Annotated in this window: 15 protein-coding genes; 10 read left to right on the top strand and 5 right to left on the bottom strand. The window is 66.0% G+C overall.

Going from position 1 to position 21,863, the window contains the following annotated elements; all coding sequences use genetic code 11:
* Nucleotide 1: 1 nt before the first annotated feature.
* Nucleotides 2–2,122: a tetratricopeptide repeat protein gene (locus G6032_RS14265; RefSeq protein WP_165282811.1), complete on the top strand. Its 2,121-nt coding sequence runs from the start codon at nt 2–4 to the stop codon at nt 2,120–2,122.
* A 160-nt stretch (nt 2,123–2,282) separates the two neighbouring features.
* Here the strand turns inward: G6032_RS14265 and gyrB are convergent, their stop codons facing one another.
* From gyrB to dnaA, 4 genes are all read right to left on the bottom strand, one after another.
* Nucleotides 2,283–4,697 carry a DNA topoisomerase (ATP-hydrolyzing) subunit B gene (gene gyrB, locus G6032_RS14270; RefSeq protein WP_165282812.1) on the bottom strand — a complete coding sequence of 805 codons (2,415 nt, stop codon included), beginning with the start codon at nt 4,695–4,697 and terminating at the stop codon, nt 2,283–2,285.
* A gap of 30 nt (nt 4,698–4,727) precedes the next feature.
* Nucleotides 4,728–5,786: a DNA replication/repair protein RecF gene (gene recF / locus G6032_RS14275; protein WP_165282813.1), complete on the bottom strand. Its 1,059-nt coding sequence runs from the start codon at nt 5,784–5,786 to the stop codon at nt 4,728–4,730.
* Nucleotides 5,787–5,794: 8 nt separating this feature from the next.
* The gene (gene dnaN, locus G6032_RS14280) at nt 5,795–6,895 is read right to left on the bottom strand and encodes a DNA polymerase III subunit beta (RefSeq protein WP_165282814.1); all 1,101 of its coding nucleotides are present in this window, start codon (nt 6,893–6,895) and stop codon (nt 5,795–5,797) included.
* Between the two features lie 219 nt (nt 6,896–7,114).
* The gene (dnaA, locus tag G6032_RS14285; protein WP_165282815.1) at nt 7,115–8,488 is read right to left on the bottom strand and encodes a chromosomal replication initiator protein DnaA; all 1,374 of its coding nucleotides are present in this window, start codon (nt 8,486–8,488) and stop codon (nt 7,115–7,117) included.
* Nucleotides 8,489–8,668: 180 nt separating this feature from the next.
* Here dnaA and rpmH point away from each other — a divergent pair, with 180 nt between their 5' ends.
* The 8 genes from rpmH to G6032_RS14325 all read left to right on the top strand — a co-directional run bounded on the left by rpmH (nt 8,669) and on the right by G6032_RS14325 (nt 18,602).
* On the top strand, nt 8,669–8,803 hold the full coding sequence (gene rpmH / locus G6032_RS14290; RefSeq protein ID WP_165282816.1) for a 50S ribosomal protein L34: 135 nt from the start codon (nt 8,669–8,671) through the stop codon (nt 8,801–8,803).
* A 46-nt stretch (nt 8,804–8,849) separates the two neighbouring features.
* Nucleotides 8,850–9,218: a ribonuclease P protein component gene (gene rnpA / locus G6032_RS14295; protein ID WP_165282817.1), complete on the top strand. Its 369-nt coding sequence runs from the start codon at nt 8,850–8,852 to the stop codon at nt 9,216–9,218.
* A complete protein-coding gene (yidD, locus tag G6032_RS14300; RefSeq protein ID WP_165282818.1) occupies nt 9,194–9,445 on the top strand; it encodes a membrane protein insertion efficiency factor YidD in 252 nt (83 codons plus the stop codon). Before rnpA ends, yidD begins: the two co-directional genes overlap by 25 nt.
* Nucleotides 9,438–11,114, top strand: a complete 1,677-nt coding sequence (gene yidC, locus G6032_RS14305) for a membrane protein insertase YidC (protein ID WP_165282819.1) — start codon at nt 9,438–9,440, stop codon at nt 11,112–11,114. The genes yidD and yidC overlap by 8 nt, the downstream gene beginning before the upstream one ends.
* Nucleotides 11,115–11,181: 67 nt before the next feature.
* Nucleotides 11,182–12,597 carry a tRNA uridine-5-carboxymethylaminomethyl(34) synthesis GTPase MnmE gene (gene mnmE / locus G6032_RS14310; RefSeq protein WP_165282820.1) on the top strand — a complete coding sequence of 472 codons (1,416 nt, stop codon included), beginning with the start codon at nt 11,182–11,184 and terminating at the stop codon, nt 12,595–12,597.
* 106 nt (nt 12,598–12,703) lie between these two features.
* On the top strand, nt 12,704–16,030 hold the full coding sequence (locus tag G6032_RS14315) for a PAS domain-containing protein (RefSeq protein WP_165282821.1): 3,327 nt from the start codon (nt 12,704–12,706) through the stop codon (nt 16,028–16,030).
* Nucleotides 16,027–16,491 (top strand): response regulator, encoded by a 465-nt coding sequence (locus G6032_RS14320; protein ID WP_165282822.1) that lies wholly within the window; start codon nt 16,027–16,029, stop codon nt 16,489–16,491. Before G6032_RS14315 ends, G6032_RS14320 begins: the two co-directional genes overlap by 4 nt.
* Nucleotides 16,488–18,602, top strand: a complete 2,115-nt coding sequence (locus tag G6032_RS14325) for an EAL domain-containing protein (protein WP_165282823.1) — start codon at nt 16,488–16,490, stop codon at nt 18,600–18,602. The genes G6032_RS14320 and G6032_RS14325 overlap by 4 nt, the downstream gene beginning before the upstream one ends.
* On the opposite strand, the gene G6032_RS14330 is transcribed toward G6032_RS14325, so the two are convergent.
* Nucleotides 18,583–19,779 carry a GGDEF domain-containing protein gene (locus tag G6032_RS14330; protein ID WP_165282824.1) on the bottom strand — a complete coding sequence of 399 codons (1,197 nt, stop codon included), beginning with the start codon at nt 19,777–19,779 and terminating at the stop codon, nt 18,583–18,585. The two genes, G6032_RS14325 and G6032_RS14330, sit on opposite strands and share 20 nt — an antisense overlap.
* A gap of 187 nt (nt 19,780–19,966) precedes the next feature.
* Between G6032_RS14330 and mnmG the strand changes: the two genes are divergently transcribed.
* Nucleotides 19,967–21,859 (top strand): tRNA uridine-5-carboxymethylaminomethyl(34) synthesis enzyme MnmG, encoded by a 1,893-nt coding sequence (mnmG, locus tag G6032_RS14335; RefSeq protein WP_165282825.1) that lies wholly within the window; start codon nt 19,967–19,969, stop codon nt 21,857–21,859.
* The last annotated feature ends 4 nt before the right edge of the window (nt 21,860–21,863 follow it).

Raw genomic sequence — 21,863 nt, forward strand, 5'->3', positions numbered from 1 at the left:
TGTGGATAAAACGTTTTTCATTCGTCTGCGCCGGCGCAAGGTGGTCCAGTGGGGGCTGGGCTACCTGGCATTCGCGTGGATGCTGGTCCAGGTGTTCGACCTGGTCGGGCAGCAGTTCGACTGGCCGACGCCGATGCTGCGCGCAATCACGGCGTTGCTTGGCTTTGGTTTATTGCCCGCCCTGGTGATTTCCTGGTACCACGGCGAGAAAGGCGCGCAGCAAGTCACCCGGCAGGAGTCGGCGATCCTTCTTGTGCTGTTCGCGGCGGGCGGCGTACTGGCGTGGTGGATTGCTCAGCCGCGGACGACCGAGCCGACCGAACTGGCCATGCCGGCCAACTTCAGTCCGACGCGCATCGCGGTGCTGCCGTTCGAGGATTTCAGCCCGGACGGCAGCCAGCGCTTTTTGGGTGACGGCATCGCTGAAACGTTGCTGCGGGTGTTCACCCGGGTGGAGGCGTTGCAAGTGATCGCGCGAACCTCCGCCTTCGCCTATCGCGGCCGGGACATTGCGACGATCGCCCGCGACCTCGAGGTGGGGACGGTACTCGAAGGCAGCGTGCAGCGGGTGGACGACCGGCTGCGCATCGTGGCGCAGCTGGTCCGGACCAGCGACCAGGTGCCGTTGTGGTCGCTGACCTTCGATCGCCAGGCCGGCGATATCTTCGCGATCCAGGACGAAATCGCCGGGCAGGTTATCGAGGCTTTGCTCAACACCGCCGACCTCGGCATCGAGCAGGGCACGCTGGCTCGCACTGACTCGCGGGTCTATGACCTGTACCTCGAGGGCCGCGAGCTGTGGCAGACCGGCGAGCCCGATGCAGTCCGCCGCGCGGTCGAGTTGCTCGAGCAGGCGGTCGAGCTGGACCCCGGTTACGGACCCGCGCACTCGGAACTTGCGTCCGCACGGTATTCACTCATCGGAACGGGGGACGTGACGCGTCCGCAGGTCCGGCCTCGCATCGAGGCCGGCATCGCCCGCGCCCTCGAGATCGATCCTAGGGATGCGCAAGCCTACGCCATCCGGGGGCGCTGGCTGCTGGACGAGTGGCAGGTGGCCGCCGGGCGCCGCGATCTCGAACGCGCTGTCGCGCTGCGCCCCAACGATGCGAGATACCTGGCGTGGCTCGGGCTCAGTTTTCATCGCGTGGGCCTGGTGGAAAGCGCGGGCACGTATTACCGGCGCGCCTTGGAACTCGACCCGATGCATCTCTACGCGCGCACGCGCGTCGTGGAGCAGCTGAGCTGGACGGACGCCGAAGCAGCGCTGGTGCTGGCCCGGCAGACAGTCCGCCTGTTCCCCGACGCCACCGACAGCTGGCGCTGGCTGATCAACACGCATGAGCGCCGAGGGGACACTGCGGCAGCCGTGCTGGCGGCCGTCGACGCGCTCGATCATGTCGAGAACAAGGGCCTGTTTGTGAACAGCATCGCGGCAAGCTTCAACTCGCTGGGTAAATACGATCTCGCGGACCGGTGGAAGGCCCGCGCTGAGTCGCTCTTCGGCCCGGTGGAGGACAGCCTGCCTTGGATCATCCGGCGGGGTGAGCTGGAGCGCCTGCCCGCCTGGGCGGAACAGTTCAGACAGCGCGCCGGGCAGTCCGTCCTCGCGCAACTCCAGATGGGCCGGGCCCTGGTCGGCACCGGGCGATATGAGGAGGCCCTGGAGGTGCTGGATCGCGTCGTCCGGGAGGGCCCGGACCTCGGCGACTTCGAGAATGTCAGCTGGGTGCACCTGGAATCGCCGAGCCTGCTTGCCGGACTCGCGCGCCGGACTGGCGACGCCCAGCGCGCCGTCGTTCTCGACCAGGCGGTCCAGGCCGTGATCGCTCACTTCGTCGACAGCTGGCCCGAAGGCGAGGATGAGCACATGTTCCGGCTCGACGTGGCCATGGGACGCGTGGAGTCGGCCGCCGCCCGCCTCGAGGCGCCTTTCGCGCGCCGCATGTCCTGGCAACACCCGATCGAGAAGCTCGACTGGTACGCCGAGCTGCGGGCCACCGCAGCCGGGCGCCGCTTTGTCGAACGCATGCGCGCTGAGCGCGCCGGACAGTTGGATCGGCTGCGCGCAGCGGGAATCCGGTGGTTGTTCGAGCCGGAGGCCTGGCCGCCGACGCCGTGAGACATGCCGACCTACAGTTTCGCGGAACGGCTTCCTGGCTGGCGATGAGCTCGAAACCGGTCCTTTGCAAAGGTGCGCGTGAAACGTGCGCCGACGAGCCCGTCTCAGCAGCGAATGCGTGTGCCGTGACACCACTCAGGGACGATCAACACGCCTCGGGTCATACATCGAGGTTCGCGACGGTCAACGCATTCTTCTCGATGAACTCGCGCCGCGGTTCCACGTGATCGCCCATCAGCGTGGTGAAGATATCGTCGGCCGCCACCGCGTCCTCGATGCGCACCTGCATGAGGCGGCGGGTCTCCGGATTGACGGTGGTGTCCCAGAGTTGCCCCGGATTCATTTCGCCGAGGCCTTTGTAGCGCTGGATGGCCTGGCCCTTGCGCGCTTCTCCCATGAGCCATTCGACGGCTTCACGGAAGCTCTGCACCGGCTGGCGCTTTTCCCCGCGCATCACGTACGCGCCCGCGCCGACCAGGTCGGCGAGCTCCGCGCCGAGTCCGGCGATGCGCCGATACTCGGCCGACTCGAAAAAGTCACGCTGCCAGACCCGCATGGTATCGACGCCGTGGTGCCGGCGCGCGACACGGATCTCCCAGCCCGGCTGGTCCGCGTCCTGCGCCAGTGACAGGGTATAGCGCGGTGCTTCGGGCGGGCCCTTCAGGCGCCCCGCCAGAGTGATCATCCAGGCCTGGACACGCTCCGGATCGTCGAGTTCGGCCACGGTGAGCGGTGCGCTGTAAAGCAGCTGTTCGAGCACGCGCTCGTCGTAGCGACGCCCGAGGCGATGAATGATCGCCATGACCTCAGTATATTTCCGGATGAGTGTCTCGAGGCCCGGGCCTTGCAATGGAGGCGCGTCGGGTGTCACGTATAACGCGGCCCCGTCGAGCGCGAGGCTCGACAGGTAGGCATTGAGCTCCGCATCGTCTTTTACATAATGCTCCTGCTTGCCCTTCTTGATCTTGTACAGGGGCGGCTGGGCGATATAGATGTAGCCACGCTCGATCAGCTCCGGCATCTGCCGGTAGAAGAAGGTCAGCAACAGGGTACGGATATGGGAACCGTCCACGTCGGCGTCGGTCATGATGATGATGCGGTGGTAGCGCAGCTTGTCGATATTGAATTCTTCACGCCCGATCCCGCAGCCCAGCGCGGTGATGAGAGTGCCGACTTCCGCCGACGACAGCATCTTGTCGAAGCGCGCCTTCTCGACATTCAGGATCTTGCCCTTCAGCGGCAGGATGGCCTGGGTGCGCCGGTCGCGACCCTGCTTGGCTGAGCCGCCGGCGGAATCGCCCTCGACCAGGAAGAGTTCCGAGAGCGCGGGGTCTTTTTCCTGGCAGTCCGCCAGCTTGCCGGGCAGGCCGGCGATATCGAGGGCCCCTTTGCGCCGCGTCATTTCACGCGCCTTGCGCGCGGCCTCCCGGGCCCGCGCCGCGTCGATCAGCTTGCCGACGATCGCCTTTGCATCCGCGGGTTTCTCCAGCAGGAATTCCTCGAGTTTCTCCGCCATCAGCGACTCGACGATGGATTTCACCTCCGAGGAGACGAGCTTGTCCTTGGTCTGGGAGGAGAACTTCGGATCCGGCACCTTGACCGAAAGTACCGCCGTCATGCCTTCGCGCGCATCATCGCCGGTCGTGCTGACCTTTTCCTTCCGAGCGATGTTCTCCCGCTCGATGTAGCCGTTCAGCGTCCGCGTCAGCGCACTGCGGAAGCCGGCCAGGTGCGTGCCGCCGTCACGTTGGGGAATATTGTTGGTGAAGCAGAACATGCTCTCCTGGTAGGAGTCGTTCCACTGCATCGCGACTTCGACGACCACGCCGTCCCGCTCCGCCTGGAAATAAAACGCGTTGGGGTGAATCGGCGTCTTGTTGCGGTTGAGATGCTCGACGAATGCGCGAATCCCGCCCTCGTACTCGAACGCGTCCTCCTGGCCGTCCCGCTCATCCTGCAGCACGATTCGCACGCCGGAATTCAGGAAAGACAGCTCGCGCAGGCGCTTCGCGAGGATGTCGTAGTGGAAATCGATGTTCGAGAAAACCTCCGCACTCGGCTTGAAGCGGATGACCGTGCCGGTCCGCTGCGTTTCGCCGAGCACCTTCAGATCGTACAAGGGCTTGCCCATCGCGTATTCCTGCTGATGGATGCGGCCTTCCCTGTAGATGGTGAGATCGAGATGCTCGGACAGCGCATTCACGACGGACACGCCGACGCCATGCAGTCCACCGGAGACCTTGTACGAGTTGTCGTCGAACTTACCGCCGGCATGCAGGACGGTCATGATGACTTCGGCCGCCGACCGGCCCTCATCGGGATGCAAGTCTACGGGGACGCCCCGCCCGTCATCCGATACGGTCACCGATTCGTCAGCATGAATGACGACCTTGACGGTCGAACAGTGGCCGGCCAGCGCCTCGTCGATGGAATTGTCGACCACCTCGAACACCATGTGGTGCAAGCCGGTGCCGTCATCCGTGTCCCCGATATACATGCCGGGGCGCTTCCGGACGGCATCCAGGCCCTTCAGGACCTTGATGTTTCTCGAGTCATAAGTCGGGCTGTCGGTCATAGTGTCTAAGCATCCCGCCAAATCGAGAGATTATACCACCCGGACGACCTCTCCCTGTTCCACGTGGAACACGGCCTCCGGCGTCAGCCCTGGGAGGCTGCCCGGATCCAGCGACGTCACGAACACCTGGAACGGCATCTCCCCGATCAGGGTCAGCAAACGTTCGCACCGGTCCGCATCCAGTTCGGCCGCGGGATCGTCGACCAGCAGGACGCCGCGGTCGTCCCAGTAAGGGGCCAGGAGCTGCGCCTGCCCGAGGACCAGGGCCGCCGCCACCAGTTTCTGCTGGCCCCTGGACACCCAGCCCCGGGCCTTGTGCCCGTCCAACAGCAAGGACAGCTCAGCGCGATGGGGGCCAATCTGTGTGGTGCCGGCCTTGCGATCCCGCTCCCGATGCTCCGCCAGCGCCGACGAGAGCGTCGTCCCCAATGGCTGGCCGGGCCGATATTCCAGACCGAGCGGCGTACCGAGCAGGCGTTCCGCGGCAGCGTTCACGGGCGCTGCCAGTTGCGCCACGGCCTCCGCACGGTAACGGTCCAGCGCCGTGCCGCTTTCGCCGAGCGCCTGTTCCCACGGTTGAATCATCGAATCGGGCTGGCGCGAACGCAATGCCGCGTTCCGTTGCCGCAGGGCACGTTGATATTTTCGCCAGGTCTCGAGGAACTCATGTTCCACGTGGAACGTCGCCCAGTCGATATAGCGCCTGCGCTCGCCCGGTCCTTCCTGGACCAACCGGTGAATCTCCGGGTCCATCACCTGGATTGGTAAAAGGCTCGCCAGTTCCGCGAGTTGCGTCACGGGCTCCCCGGCCGCCCGCGCCGTCCACCCGTCCTTGCTCACCTCGATACCGACCGAGCGGCCATCGCCAAGCCTGCCCACGACCTGCAACTCGGCGGCCGTCTCCCGGATCATCGCCTGTTTACGCGCAGCCCTGAATGAGCGGCCCCGTCCCAGGAGAAACATCGCCTCCAGCAGGCTGGTCTTCCCCGAAGCATTGGGCCCGACCACCACGTTGACGCCCGCCGACGGCTCGAGGTCTGCCCGGTCGAAACATCGGAATCCGCTGATCGAGAGGCGCTTCAGCCCCATCGCGCAGACTAGAGCCGCATCGGCATCACCACGTACTTGCAGTCCCGCCGTTCCGGATCCTGGATCAGGCAACTGCTTGCGGAATCCCGGAACTCGAGCCGGACCGACTCGGCGTCGAGCGCGCGCAAGGCCGCGATGAGGTATTCGACGTTGAAACCGATCTGCATCTCGGGGCCTTCGTACTGGACCTCGATCTCTTCCTCCGCCTCTTCCTGCTCGGGATTGTGCGCCTGGACGACCACGCTGCCCGCTTTCAGCTCCACGCGCACGCCTTTGTACTTCTCGTTCGCCAGGATCCTGATCCGATTCAGGCCGTCGGCAAGCAATACCCGGTCGGCGAGCATCGGCGCTTCGCTCTGTTTCGGGATCACGCGATCGTAATCAGGGAAGCGGCCGTCGATCAGCTTCGAGGTCAGGCGGATACCACCGAGCGCGACGCGCAGGTGATTGGTGCCGATCTCCAACGTGCATTCGCCGTCCTCGCGGATCAGCCGCTGCAATTCCAGCACGCCTTTGCGCGGCAGGATGACCTGTTGGGGCGTCGAATCGGCTTCCGCCACCGTCAGTTCGCACAACGCGAGGCGATGCCCGTCCGTGGCTACACTTCGCACGATCGGCCCCGCGATCTCCAGCAGCATGCCGTTCAGGTAATAGCGGACGTCCTGGTTCGCCATGGAGAACTGCGTTTTCTCGATCAGGCGTCTCAACTGTGCCTGTGGGAGGACCACCTGCTGTTGTGCGTTGATGTCTTCGACCGTGGGAAACTCCTCGGCCGGCAAAGTGGACAAGGTGAAGCGGCTTCGCCCGGAACGGACCGTCACCTTGTCACCCGAGAGGGTGAATACCACCGATGCTCCATCCGGCAGCGCCCGACAGATGTCCAGCAGTTTCCGTCCCGGCACAGTGATCTCGCCGCCCGTGTCGACTGTCACATCAACCGAAGCGACCAGCTCGACCTCCAGGTCGGTGGCCGTCACCGCCAGGCCGGCCCCTTCTTTTGCGACCAGAAGGATATTGGCCAGTACCGGCATGGTCTGTCGTCTTTCGACCACACCGATGACGGCCTGGAGCGGTTCGAGCAAGGTCTCTCTGGGGGCGCTGAACTTCATCGGTCCACCTGTAGGCAATTAAATTAGATGGTTTATAGAGAATTTACTGTTGTTACTGTTAATGGGCTCCATTCTTGTGGATAAACCCTGTTTACTCAATAATTTCATATGATTACGAGGAACCGAACCTTGTGTTCACCCGGCCTCCGAAGCACTTGCCATCCTGTGGACGAACTGTGGATAGTTTGCTGTCATGAAGTTATCCACATGTTGTCCACATCAAGCCGTCAACGTTCTCAACAGGTTTGCGTAATCTTCCCGCATTCGCATGTCGGTTTCACGTAAATCCTTGATTCTTTTGCAGGCGTGCAGGACCGTCGTATGGTCCTTCCCGCCGAAGGCATCGCCGATTTCCGGATAGCTCCGCTCCGTAAGCTCCTTCGCGAGCGACATGGCCACCTGGCGAGGTCTCGCGACCGCGCGATTGCGGCGCTTCGACATGAGATCGGCCACCCGGATCTTGTAGTACTGCGCTACCGTCTTCTGGATGTTCTCGATGGTGACCAGGCGATCCTGCAGCGACAAGAGGTCGCCGAGCGCTTTCTTCGCAAAATCCATGGTGATCTCGCGATCGAGAAAACGCGAGGTCGCGATCACACGGCGCAACGCGCCTTCGAGTTCCCGGACATTGGAGCGGATCCGCTTGGCGATCAGGAAGGCGACCTCCGAGGGCAGGGTGACGCCTTCGAAACTCGCTTTTTTCATCAGGATGGCGACACTCGTTTCGAGCTCCGGTGCCTCGATCGCCACGGTGAGTCCCCACCCGAATCGCGTCTTCAGGCGATCCTCGAGGCCGTCTACCTCCTTGGGGTACCGGTCGCATGACAACACGATCTGCTGGCGTTCCTCGAACAAGGCGTTGAAAGTGTGGAAGAATTCTTCCTGGGAGCGCTCCTTCCCGGCAAAAAACTGGATGTCGTCGATCAGCAGTGCATTGAGCGAACGGTAGCTGCGCTTGAACTCGTCGATGCGGTTGTTCTGCAGTGCGCGGACCATGTCGCTGACAAAGCGTTCCGAATGGACGTACGCCACGCGCGCGCCCGGGTTCTCCCGGAGGATACTGTTGCCGATGGCATGCATCAGATGCGTCTTGCCCAGCCCCACCCCACCATATAAGAAAAGGGGGTTGTAGGACCCGCCCGGATTGACGGCCACCTGGAAGGCGCCCGCGCGGGCCAGCTGGTTGCTCTTGCCCTCCACGAAGCTCTCGAAGGTGAAATCGGGGTTCAGCCGCGCGCCGGTGACGAAATCCGTCGGCGCCGCCGGCGCATTGCGACCCGCGGGGGCGGCCGGCCGCACCGGCGCCACCAGCGGGGCCGTGTTGCCGCCCACCCGTGTGCCGACATCGATGGAGACATCGAACGGGCGCCGGTTCGCGCTCTCCTCACCTGTCAGCTCGCGGATGCGCGCCAGGCAATTCTGGCGCAGCCAGGTCACGACGTACGGGTTGGGCGCGAGCAGGCGCAGGGCTTCGCCATCGCTCACGGCCTGCAACGGCGCGACGTATGTGTTGAACTGGTCCGGAGACAGTTCACTGCGAAGCCTGTTGAGACATTGGTGCCAGACGGCCGCCACGTTGCGTCCTGCGTTCATCGGATCCCGGGAGGCTCTGCAGTCTATCTTGCCGGGCCCGGGTTATCCACAGGCCGGCGGCCGCCTGGGCGGCGACCGAATCCGGTTGACACCCTGCCGGGGCCCACGTACGATTCCCCGTCTTTTTGGCGGGACTCGGACCGAGCCGCCAACGGCCCCCTCTCGGACGGAAACAGTACGATGAAACGCACCTATCAACCGAGCAATCTGCGACGGAAACGGACGCACGGATTCCGTGCCCGCATGGCTACCAAGAATGGTCGGCTGGTGCTGTCCCGCCGGCGCGCCAAGGGCCGCGCCCGCCTCGCAGTCTGAACTTCCGGCTGCGGGTCCGCCTGCCAGGCACCGAGCAGTCGATCCCGTGCCGTCGCTGGCGTTCACCCGGGCCCAGCGCCTGCTGAAGCCCGAACAGTTCACCCGCGTATTCAGGACAGGCCGTCGCCGCGGCGACGCATGTTTCACGGTCATCGCCACCAGCGGCCCCGGCCCTTCCGCCCGCCTGGGCCTCGCGGTTTCGAAGAAAGTCTCGAAATCGGCCGTGCAACGCAACCGGATCAAGCGTCTCGTGAGAGAATCCTTCCGCAAACACGGTGCAGACTACGGCAAACTCGACATCGTCGTCATGGCGCGACCGGGCGCCGCGGGCTGCGATAATGCCGCGCTCACCAACAGCATCGACACTTTGCTAGAACGGACGGCCCGCTTATGCGACGCATCGCGATCTTCCTGATTCGCGGCTACCAGCTGCTGCTCAGTCCTTTGCTGGGCAATCATTGCCGCTTCGATCCGACGTGCTCGAGTTACGCCATCCAGGCGATTCGTGATCATGGCACCCTGCGGGGCGGCTGGCTGGCAGCGCGTCGCATCGGCCGTTGCCACCCCTGGGGCGGTCACGGATACGATCCCGTTCCGCCGGAGGCTTCGTCCGCCGAGACTTTCCGGGGCACTCATGGATAACCAGCGCGTCTTTCTCTGGATCGCACTGGCGCTCATCGTCTGGCTGAATTACGCGGCCTTCGTCCAGTACCAGCGCCCCGCAGCCGAACAGTCCCCTGCCGCGACCGACGAACGGCTGGAGGGGGACGCCCCGGCGTTACCGAGTGAGACCACCATCGGGCCGGCACCGGCGGATGAAGCGATCCCGCTGCCGCCGGGCACCGGCGCCGCTGCGCCGGCCGATACGGCTGATACCTCTGCCCCGGGTGAGCGCCGCATCCAGGTCCGCACGGACGTTCTGGACCTCGAGATCTCGTTGCGCGGCGGGGATCTCGTCAAGGCGCTGCTGCCCGAGTACCCCGTCAACAAGGACGCCCCGGACATCCCGGTCCAGCTGCTCGATCCTTCGGCGGACAGCCTGTACGTTTTTCGTACCGGGCTGACGGCCACTGCGCCGGAGACCTCGACGCGTCCGGACACGCTGTTCGTCGCACCGGCCATGGAATACGTCCTCGATGCCGGCCAGGAAACACTGGAGATTCCCCTGACGGCGGTGCTGGACAACGGGGTCACCGTCACGAAGATCTACCGCTTCACGCGCGGCAGCTACGCGGTGGAGCTCGAGCAGCAGATCGAGAACGCGGGCGAGCAGCCCTGGACGGGTGCGAGCTACCTGCAGATCCGTCGCATGCATAACCCGCCGGGGCGCGGCCTGACCAACGTCGACAGCTACTCTTTCCAGGGGCCGGTCACCTTCAATGGCGAGAAATACGAGAAACTCGACGTCGGCGATCTCGCCAGGACCCGCGAGTCCTTTACGACCGCCGCGGGGTGGATCGCGTCCATCGAGCACCACTTCCTGACGGCCGCCGTGCCGAATGGCCGGGCGGAGATTTCCGCCGCCGCGACGCCCGCCGGGCTGTACACGATTACGGCCGTGCGCATGCCCGAGACCGTCGCGCCGGGCCAGGCCGACAGCTTCCGCGACCAGTTGTTCGTGGGGCCCAAGCTGCAGGACCAGCTGGAGGCCACGGCGCCGAGGCTGCGGCTCACCGTGGACTACGGCTGGCTGACCGTCATCTCGCAACCCCTGTTCTGGGTGTTGTCGAAAATTCATGGTCTCGTCGGCAACTGGGGCTGGGCGATCGTCCTGATGACCCTGCTGATCAAGCTGGTGTTCTACAAGCTGTCGGAAACCAGCGGCAAGTCGATGGCCAAGATGCGCAAGTTGCAGCCGCGCATGAAGTCGCTGCAGGAACGCTACGCCGACGATCGACAGAAGCTGTCGCAGGCGATGATGGAGCTGTACAAAAAAGAGAAGGTGAATCCGGCCGCCGGGTGCCTGCCGATTCTCGTGCAGATGCCGGTCTTCCTGGCGCTCTACTGGGTGCTGCTCGAGAGCGTGGAGATGCGCCAGGCGCCGTTCATGCTGTGGATCGACGACTTGTCCACCCGGGATCCTTTTTTCATCCTGCCGCTCGCCATGGGCGTGACGATGTTCATCCAGCAGAAGCTGAACCCCGCGCCGCCCGATCCGATCCAGGCGAAGATCATGCAGGTGTTGCCGGTCGTGTTCACGGTGTTCTTCGCGTTCTTCCCTGCCGGCCTCGTGCTGTACTGGTTCGTCAACAACCTGCTGGCGATTCTCCAGCAATGGCACATCAACAAGGTGGTGGAACGCGGCGGCTGAACGTCTCCCGGGGTCGGGCATCGTACCGATCCTGCGTCCATTAGCCCCGGCGGCGCCGGACAACGACATGGCCCTACACGCGGACAGCGACACCATCGTGGCGTGCGCCACGCCCCCCGGGCGGGGCGGCGTGGCGATCGTCCGCCTCTCCGGCCCGCGCGCCTGCGCACTGGCGGAGAGCGTCGCCGGCAGGCTTCCCCCGGCGCGCCAGGCTGTCTTGCGGGCACTGCGAGACCTCGACGGCGGGTTGATCGATCGCGGCCTCGTGCTCTGGTTCCAGGCGCCCCACTCGTTCACCGGTGAGGACGTGGTCGAGTTCCAGGTGCACGGCAGCCCGGTCGTCGTCGAAATGCTGCTACGCGCCCTGGCGCACCGGGGGGCACGTGCGGCGGACCCCGGCGAGTTTTCACAGCGCGCGTTTCTCAACGGCCGCATGGACCTCGCCCAGGCGGAGGCCGTTGCGGATCTCGTGGCCAGCGCCTCGGCAGAAGGCGCGCGGGCGGCGATACGCTCACTCGAAGGCGAGCTTTCCGCCGGCGTCACCGCGCTGATCGACGGGCTGGCCGCATGCCGGGCGCGCCTCGAGGCGGGGCTGGATTTCCCGGAAGAAGGGGTCGACGAGTTCAGCGATCCCGGACTCGATGCGGAGCTCGGGCGCCTGCTCGCTGCGATCGACGGGCTGCGCGAGTCGGCGGCCCGTGGCCGGGTGTTGCGCGACGGCATGACGCTGGTGATCGCGGGCGCGCCGAACGTCGGTAAATCCAGCCTTCTGAACCGCCTCGCGGGCTACGAGGCGGCGATCGTCACGGAGCTTCCGGGCACGACGCGCGACCTGGTGAGGGAGGACATCCTCATCGACGGCATGCCGGTCCGCGTGGTGGACACGGCCGGCCTGCGCGCCAGCGATGACCGCGTCGAGGCCGAAGGCATGCGTCGCGCACATGCCGCCATGCAGGCCGCGGACCTGGTGCTGCTGGTGAGGGAGGCCGGAGACGACACGGCGTCCGGGTCGGCGGAGACTCCGCTCCCCGGGCGCGGGCAGGGGGAGCCGGGCGAGGCTGCGACTGATCCCGGGACAGCGGCGTTGCCGGAGGGTATCCCGGTGCTGCACATTCGCAACAAGATCGACCTCGCCGGGCAGCCTGCCGGCGAGGCGGAAGACGTTGCCGGCATCCATGTCATTCATCTCTCCGCGCTGACCGGGGACGGCCTGGAGCTGCTGCGCGAACATCTCAAGCGCGTGGCCGGCTACACCGGCGAGGCGGGCGGCGCCTGTTCGGCCCGCGGGCGCCATCTCGTGGCGCTCGATCGCGGCAGGCATCACCTCGACACCGCCCGCACTGCGCTGCTGGAGGGCGCGACGGCGGAACTCGCCGCCGAGGACCTGCGCCTCGCCCAGCAGGCGCTCGGGGAGATCACCGGCGAAGTGACGACGGAGGACCTCCTCGGACGGATTTTCAGCGAGTTTTGTATCGGCAAATGATTCGCACGTAGACTCTCCGGGGAAAACGGCGCCGGGTCGGACGATGCCGCGGCGCCCCGCCCACCGAGACGAAACCACCACGAGGCCGGGCGGTTCGCCGCCGCATATGACCGAAGAGACGAGACTCTCCAGCCTCCCGGACCCCGGCCTGCCGCTCGCCGGGGCAGCGAGCTCCCCCGCCGCGGCTGCGCTCAGCCTGGGTGCGGCGGTGGTTCTCGCGGGCCTGCTGCTCATCTCGCTGTCGCCGGGCTGGTTGTTGCCGCAAGGCCTGCCGGTCGGCGCGCCCCGGCCGACGGCGCTGCTGGTGCTGGTCTTCTTGTCCGTCGGCATCACGGCGCTGGTCCGGGGCCGTCACCTGCTGCAGCGGATTTGCGGCATGGCGGGGCTCATCGTCGTCGGCCTCGCCGGCCTGCACTGGGCTACCTCCGAAACGACATCGATCGGCCCGCCGGGCGTCTTCGGTACCCCGTTGATCGCGCTTCCCTGGATGGTCATCCTCGCCCTCGGCTGCGGCATGCTGTTCCTCGCGTCGCTCGGCGGGATGCGGCCGTACCGCGGCACCGTCGCCTGGGCATCCGGGCTGGTGCTGCTGGCGGCCAGCATCGTGATCGCCTCGGACAACCTGCTCGGGCTCGGCGCCATCGGCTGGCAGGTGTCTCCGCTCGGCAGCGTGGTCGTTATCCTGATCGCGGCTGCCCTGACCGCGGCGCTGTTGCTGCAGGGAAAATGCGAGATCGGGAGCGATGTGCGCCTGTCCGGCCCGAGCGTCGCGGGACTCGGCACCGGCCTCCTGGCAGGCGTGATCTGGCTGGGCCTCGTGCATGAGCTGCAGCTCGACGAGGCCCGGGTCGCCGAGCGCTCGACAGCGGGTACGCGCGCCCTGGCCACCGAACTGGTCACCCTGAAGACCGAGGCATTGCAACGCCTGGCATGGCGGGTGGAGCGTGCGCCGCCGGCTGAGCGGGAGGCGGTGTTCCTGGACGAAGGACAACGGTATCTCGACGACACGCGGGCGATCGCCGGGCTGGCCTGGCTCGACCGGGGCGGCGATGTCGTCCATGCCCTGTCCAAAGCGGACGGCGACGCGTGGCGGATCGTTCTCCCCGACCAGGATCCGCGCATGGCGGCTGCCCGTGCGCGCGCCGCTACGACCGGCCGTCCCGCTTTGAGTGCACCGATGGAGATGGGCCGCGGCTACACCGGCGCGCAACTGGTGTTGCCCCTGGCGTCGGGACAACTCGCGGGCCAGGCGCTGGTCGCCGCCGTGCGTTTCGCTCCGTTGTTCGAGGCACTCGCCGCGGGGGAATCGGTCAGGATCACGGATGACGGGCAGGCCCTGTTCATGGCCGGCAACGCGGCCGTCGGCTCGGTCGCCGCCACCACGCTCGACGTCCACGGCCGGCGCTGGCAGATCGAGGCGCGCCCGCCGCCGTCGCGCCACATCGCGGAGGTGCTCCCGGAACTCGTGCTCGTTGCCGGCCTGTTCACGGCGGGATTTCTTGCGGCGGCATTGCTGCTGGCCCGCCGCGCCCGCCAGAGCGCCCTGCGCACCCAGGAGCATTTCGACCGTTACCAGGCGGCGAGCGAGGCGCTCGAGGCCTCCAAGCGGGGCATCGTGCAGGCGCTCGAGATCACCAGCGATGCCGTCGTGATCCTCGATCACGACTGGCGTTACGTATATGCCAACCCGATGGCGACCATCCTCATGCATCGCTCGACGCATGAGCTCGTCGGAAAAACCGCGCTGGAAGTCTTCCCGGAGCTCGGGTCCAGCGGCTTCGCCACCATGTTTGAAAACGCGATGGCCAGGCGCGAAGCGGGTCACCGGGAGGATTATTTCGCGCCGCTGGGAACCTGGCTGGAGGTGCGCGTCCACCCTCATCCCGAAGGGATCGTCATTTATTTCCGCGACGTGAGCGAGCGCCGCCAGGCGTTCGACCGCGTCGTACGCAGCGAACAACTGCTGGTGCGCGCTCAGAAAGTGGCTCGCCTGGGAGCCTGGGAGCTCGATCTCGGCACGAGCCGCATGACCTGGAGCGAGCAGGTGCGGGACATGTTCGGCCTGGGAACGGAAGGATCAAGCGGCACCTTCGAGGCTTTTCTCGAGCTCGTCCATCCGGACGATCGCGACTATGTCGCGAGCTTGCGCACCAGCGTCGCGGAGGGACGGGACAGCATCGACGCCAAGCACCGCATCCTCCATCGCGACGGCACGGTGCACTGGATTCACGAACGGGCCGAGCGAACCGAGGCCCCGGATGGCTCGGCCATCCTGGCGGGCACGGCCCAGGACATCACCGAGCTCCAGGCGGGCCGCGAGGCGATCGTGGCCCGGGACCGCTTTTTCGAATTGTCCATCGACATGTTCTGCATCGCCGGGATGGATGGCTACTTCCGCCAGGTGAACCCCGCTTTTTCCCGCGTGCTCGGGCATTCCGCCGACGTGTTGCTGGCCGAGCCGTGGATCAATTTCGTGCATCCCGACGACGTCGCTGCCACGCAGGATGCCCGGCTCTCGTTGCAGCAGGGCCGCAGGATCTTCAGTTTCGAAAACCGCTTCCGCTGCGCGGATGGCGCCTACCGCTGGCTGTCCTGGGTATCGATGCCCGTCGGCGAGATGATGTACGGGGTCGCGCGGGACGTGACCGAGAGTCGTCGGATGGAGGCGTCTTTGCGACGCGCCTTGGACGACCTGCAAAGCCGGAACCGTGAGCTCGAGGAGTTCGCTTTTGTTGCGTCGCATGATCTGCAGGAGCCCCTGCGCAAGATCCGCACTTTTTCCGACCGGCTGGTGAGCACGGCGCCGGCCGGCCTCGACGAGCAGGCGCGGGATTACCTCGCGCGGATCACGGCTGCGTCGCGGCGGATGCAGGTGTTGATCGATGACCTGTTGTCGTATTCCCGCATCAGCACCCGGGCGAAGCCTTTCGGCCAGGTGCCGCTGGCCGAAGTGGTGGCCGAGGCGCTGGCCGATCTCGACACGCGGATCGATGAGACCGGCGCACGGGTCATCGTGGAGGATCTGCCGGTCATCGAGGCGGATCGCAGCCAATTGCGCCAGGTGATGCACAACCTGCTGGCAAACAGCCTCAAGTTCACGGCGGCGGGGCGGGCGCCGCGTGTCCGCGTACATGCGGAGCGGTCGGACGAAGAGAACGCCCCGGGCGTCGTACGGGTGATCGTCGAGGACAATGGCATCGGTTTCGATATGCAGTATGCTGAAAGAATATTTTCACCGTTCCAGCGCCTGCACGGGCGCAGCATGTACCGCGGTACCGGCATGGGCCTGGCGATCGTGCGGCGCATCGTCGAACGCCACGGCGGGCGGATCACCGCCCGGGGCATGCCCGGACAAGGCGCGGTTTTCTCGATGATGCTGCCGCTCGTGCAGGCAGGCGAAGACCGCTCCGGCGTCACCCAGGAGGCGTCATGACCGAATCCACCGCGCCCATCACGATCCTGCTGGTAGACGACGACGCCGACGACCGGGACCTGGCGCGCGAAGCCTTCGCCGAAAGCCACCTGCGCAATGATCTGCATTGCGTGGAGAGCGGGGAAGAGATGCTGGCTTACCTCCGTCGGGAAGGGAAATACGTCGACCCGGCCATTTCTCCGACGCCCGGCATCGTGTTGCTCGATTTGAACATGCCTGGACTCGGGGGGCGCGAGGCGCTGGAAACGATGAAAGGTGATCCCGCACTGCGGCATATTCCGGTTATCGTCATGACCACTTCGAAAGCCGATGAGGACATCCTCAATTCGTACCAGAACGGGGCCAATTCCTACATCACCAAGCCCGTGACCTTCGAGGGGCTCGTGAACGTCGTGAAAGGGCTGCAGCGATACTGGCTGCAGATCGTCGAACTTCCGACGGATCCGGCGAACGAAAAATGAGTTCTCCCCCGATCCGTGTCCTCGTGATCGACGACGACGAGGAAGACGCGATGATCATCGCGGACATGCTGCATGACGATCCGGAAGCATCGTTCGTGGTCGAGCAGTGCACGCTGCCGCAGCAATACTGGCCATCGGTCGCCGCGCAGCAGCACGACATCTATCTCGTCGACTACCGGCTTGGGCCCGAAAGCGGCCTCGAGTTGATCCGGCGGGCCGCGCGCGAAGGCATTACACGCCCCATGATCCTGTTGACCGGCCAGGGCGGCGACGGCGTCGATCAGCTCGCGCTCAAGGCCGGGGCCGCCGACTATCTCGTCAAGGGCCACGCCGATTTCACGCAGTTCGCCAGGGCGATCCGCTACGCTATCGAGCGCGGCGAATACATCGGCCGCCTGGCGGCCAGCGAGAGCCAGTACCGTCACCTCTTCGAACGCAGCCCGGTGCCCCTGCTCCTGCTCGAGCCCGTCGGACTGAAATTCGTCGCGGTGAACGATGCCGCGGCCCAGCAACTCGGGTTCTCCAAGGACGAGTTGCTCGAGCAATCGCTGCCCTCGTTGTTCGCGCCCGGCGAACTGGAGCGTTACCTCGGCCTGAAAGACACGTGGCCAAGAGGCTATTTCGAGGCCGGTGTCTGGAGCTTCCTGCGCAAGAACGGTTCGGTGATGCATGCGGATGTGGTACGCCATGAACTCGACCTCGAGGGCATGACCGGCAAGCTGATCCTGGCACGCGACGTCACCGACAAGGTCGAAACACAGGAGAAACTGCGCGAGCAGTCTGCGGCGCTGGCGCGTGCCGCCACCCACGACCGTCTCACTGGCCTGGTGCAGCTGGAGACTTTCGAGGCGCGCTTCGCGGCGATGGTGACAGAGGCGGTCGCCAACGAAACCCCGTTGGCGCTGTACTTCATCGACCTCGATCGCTTTCACACCGTCAACGAGACACTCGGGCCGGCGGCCGGCGACAGCCTGCTGGTGACGGTCGCCCAGCGGCTCCGGGAAGCCTTTCCCCCCGACTCGCTGTTCGGGCGCTTCGCGGGCGACGAATTCATCGTCGCGGTGGCGCTCGATGCGGCGACGCCGGAACCCGAGGCCTTTGCCGGCCTGGCGCGTGCCGTGATCGCCGCGCCGGTCGAGACCGGCGACTACAGCCTGTACCCGAGTTGCAGCATCGGCATCGCAATCTGTCCTGATCACGGCGACGAGTTGTCGAGCCTGCTGCGCCTGGCGGAGGCGGCGATGATGCGGGCCAAGGCCTACGGTCGAAATCGGACACAGATGTTCGATGCCCGCATGGGCCGTGAATTGCAGGACCGCCTGGCTATCGGGGCACGCCTCCGGCGTGCCGTGCAGAGCGATGAGCTCGATTTGCACTACCAGCCGTTCTTCGACGCATTGACCGGGCGCCTTGCAGGCTTCGAGGCCCTGGCGCGCTGGGACAGTCCGGAGCTCGGCATGGTTTCGCCAGGTCGTTTCATTCCCGTGGCCGAGCAGCTGGGCCTGATCCTGGATATCGGGCGCTGGGTTCTCAACGAGGCCTGCCGCCAGATGCGCAGCTGGCGCGACGCGGGCATGCCGCTGTTGCCCGTCGCAGTGAACGTCAGCGCGGTACAGTTGCAACAGGAGGATTTCTCGCCCTACGTCGCGGCGCTCATGCGTCGTTACCGCCTTCCGGAGGGTGCCATCGAGATCGAGATGACCGAGTCGGCGTTGCTGGTCAATCCGGAGCAGGTCGTCGCCAACCTGCAAGCGCTGCGCCACGCCGGCGTGCGTCTTTCGATCGACGATTTCGGCACCGGCTTCTCGAGTCTCTCCTACCTGAAGCAGCTGGCGATCGCCAAGCTCAAGATCGACCGTTCCTTCGTCATCGGCCTGCCGGAGAATGCGAACGATGCCGCGATCGCCAACACGATCGTCACCATCGCGCACCAGTTGGGCATGACGGTCACGGCGGAGGGCGTCGAAACGTCATCGCAGCGCGAGTTTCTCTGTGGCCTGGGGTGCGAGTACCTGCAAGGCTATCTGCTCGGCCGACCCTTGCCCGCCGACCAGGCTGAGCAGCTGATGCGCCAAGGTGGAGCGCCTCGGTCTAGTCTCCCGACGGACTGATCGAGATCACCTTGGCATCGCGTGAACCGCGGCGCGCCGTTTTCTCTGTGAAGACCTGGTCGCGACCGGAGTTCTTCGCCCGGTAGAGCGCGTCGTCGGCTCGACGCAAGCACTGCTCCACGGTTTCGCCGTGGCGGTAGATGGCGATTCCCGCCGAAAAAGTCACCCGGATGCCCTGCTCGAAATGCTCGGTCGCAAGGGCCGTGCGCAGCCGGCTGGCGCACAGGCGGGCACCTTCCAGGCCGGTCTCGGGCAACAGGGCGATGAATTCCTCGCCGCCGAAGCGGCCGAAGGCGTTGGCCCGCCGACCGGGCGAGATCACGTCCGCCGCGCGCATTTCGCGCCGCGCGATTTCCGCGAACTTGGTGAGCACCCGATCCCCGGCGATGTGGCCGTAGCGATCATTGATGCTCTTGAAATGGTCCAGATCGAAAATGATGATCGCGAAGGGCGCATGGCGATGCTCGGAGCGGGCGCGCTCTTCCTCGAGTGCGTTCATGATGTAACGGCGGTTGTAGGCCCAGGTGAGATGATCGCGATCCGCGATGCGGCGGGCGTCCTTGACGTGCTGCTGCAACGCGAGGTTCTGCTTGCGCAGTCGGGCGCGCAAGTCGGCCACGTGAGTGCCGAAAAAAGTGCACCACAGGAGGCAGGAGGCCAGGACCAGGAAGCGCATGAACTCCTGGAAATAATTGATTTCGACGTCGCGGATGGCGAGATCCGTCGCGACCACCACGGCGTAGCCGGCCATCGCGATGGCCGTCAGCATGAAAAACCTGCGTCGATCCAGGCGGAAAATGCCGAACAGCATGATGACGACGTAAACCACGATCATCAGGCTGCGGTCGGTGTGCGAGGCGCCGATGACGATCAGCACCCAGAACATGGCGACCAGCACCTGCGGGAAAGTCAGGGACGGATCTTCGTAGAGCAGACTGCGGCCGGAACGTAGCAGGTACCAGAAAACGAGATTCGAGAGCACGACGCCGCTCAACGCGGTCGCGAGCAGCGCGGGCGGCATGACGATCAGTCCGCCCAGCCAGGCGATCACCGCGATCCCGCCCCACAGCGCATAGGACGCCACCGCCATGTAAAAGCGGCGCAACCGCACACGGTGGCGCGTATCCATGGCCGCGGCCGGGTCGTCGTGCTCGCGGTCCTGGGGCGAGGTGCCCAATAGGGTGATCTCCTGCGACGGGCCGGGCACCTTGGGAACCCGGGCGATGGAGCATGCCTCAGTGCCGCGCTTGGCGCTGTGACTGGATTCTCAGAACCTCGACCACGTCCCCGGTTTCTTGCTGAACTCTTTGCGCCACCGCGGTTATCATGGCCGGAGAGTCACGGGGCCTCCCCGGGAGCGGCGCATGGAGCATCCTGAAATCTTCGACGTCATCGTCGTCGGTGGCGGCCACGCCGGCACCGAGGCGGCGCTTGCCGCCGCGCGGATGGGCGCCCGCACCCTGCTGCTGACGCAGAACATCGAGACACTCGGGCAAATGAGTTGCAACCCGGCCATCGGTGGCATCGGCAAGGGGCACCTGGCCCGGGAGATCGATGCGCTCGGCGGCGCCATGGCGCGCGCCGCGGATGCCGCCGGGATCCACTTCCGCACGCTGAACGCCCGCAAGGGCCCTGCGGTGCGCGCGACCCGGGCACAGGCCGACCGCGCCCTTTACCGCGGTGCCATCCGGCGCCTGGTCGAGTCGCAGGCCAACCTGGTGCTGTTCCAGCAGGATGTGGTGGATCTCGTTGTGGCGGGCGAGCGTGTCGGGGGCGTCGTGACGGCGATGGGGCTGGTGTTCCGCGCCGACGCCGTCGTGTTGACCGTCGGCACCTTCCTGGGCGGGCGCATCCACGTCGGGGAGTCGAGTCACGCCGCCGGGCGGGCCGGCGACCCGCCGGCGAATCGCCTGGCGGCCCGGCTGCGCGAAATGGCGTTGCGCGTCGGCCGGTTGAAAACGGGGACGCCGCCGCGGCTCGATGCGCGCAGTCTCGATTTCGACCGCATGCGGGAGCAGCCGGGCGACTCGCCGCGCCCGGTGTTCAGTTTTCTCGGCCGGCCGTCCGATCATCCGCGCCAGGTGCCCTGCTGGATCACCTCGACCACGGAACGCACGCACGACATCATCCGTGCGGCATTGCATCGCTCCCCCATGTACAGCGGCAGCATCGCCGGCGTCGGGCCCCGCTACTGTCCGTCGGTCGAAGACAAGGTCACGCGATTCGCCGACAAGACGTCGCACCAGGTGTTCGTCGAGCCCGAGGGGCTCGAGACCCGGGAGGTCTACCCGAACGGGATTTCGACCAGCCTGCCTTTCGACGTGCAGCTGGAACTCGTGCGCAGCATCCCCGGCTTCGAGGCCGCGCACATCACGCGCCCCGGTTACGCCATCGAGTACGACTACTTCGATCCGCGGGATCTCAGGCCGAGCCTGGAGACACGGGCGCTGCGCGGGCTTTTTTTCGCCGGGCAGATCAATGGCACGACCGGCTACGAGGAGGCCGCGGCGCAGGGACTGCTGGCCGGAATCAATGCCGTGCGGGACGTCCGGGACGAGCCGGCATGGGTCCCCGGACGCCACGAGGCCTATCTCGGCGTGCTGGTGGACGACCTGGTCACCCGCGGCACGGCCGAACCCTACCGGATGTTCACCAGTCGTGCCGAGTACCGGCTGCTGCTGCGGGAAGACAATGCCGATGAGCGCCTGACACCGCGGGGACGCGAACTGGGCCTCGTCGATGACCGGCGCTGGAAGGCGTTCGCGGATCGCCAGGCTGCTATAGAGGCGGAAACGGCACGGCTTGCGGCCTGCCTCGTGCGCCCCGCTGCGCTCACGGCCGCGGAAGCCGCGGCTTTTCCCGGCGGGCCCCCGTCGCGGGAGATCCGGGCGCTGGAGTTGCTGCGTCGTCCAGAGGTCGGCTATGCCGACCTGGTCGGTCTCGGCTGTGTCGGCGATGCCGGCACATTGCCGGGGATCGGTGCGCAGATCGAGGTGCGCGCCCGGTACGAGGGTTACATCCGGCGCCAGCAACAGGAGATCGAGCGGCAGCGCCGCCAGGAGAGCGCCATGCTTCCGGACGCCCTCGATTATCACGAGGTGCGGGGACTGTCTAACGAGGTACGGCAGAAACTGCTCGACGCGCGACCCGCGACCCTGGGCCAGGCTGCGCGCCTGCCCGGCGTGACCCCCGCCGCCGTGTCGTTGCTCATGGTGCACCTGAAGCGCCACGGGCGGCCCGACGGCGAGGTGGCCTGAGGCC

Source organism: Wenzhouxiangella sp. XN24 (genome assembly GCF_011064545.1).
In the GTDB taxonomy this organism is placed as follows: domain Bacteria; phylum Pseudomonadota; class Gammaproteobacteria; order Steroidobacterales; family XN24; genus XN24.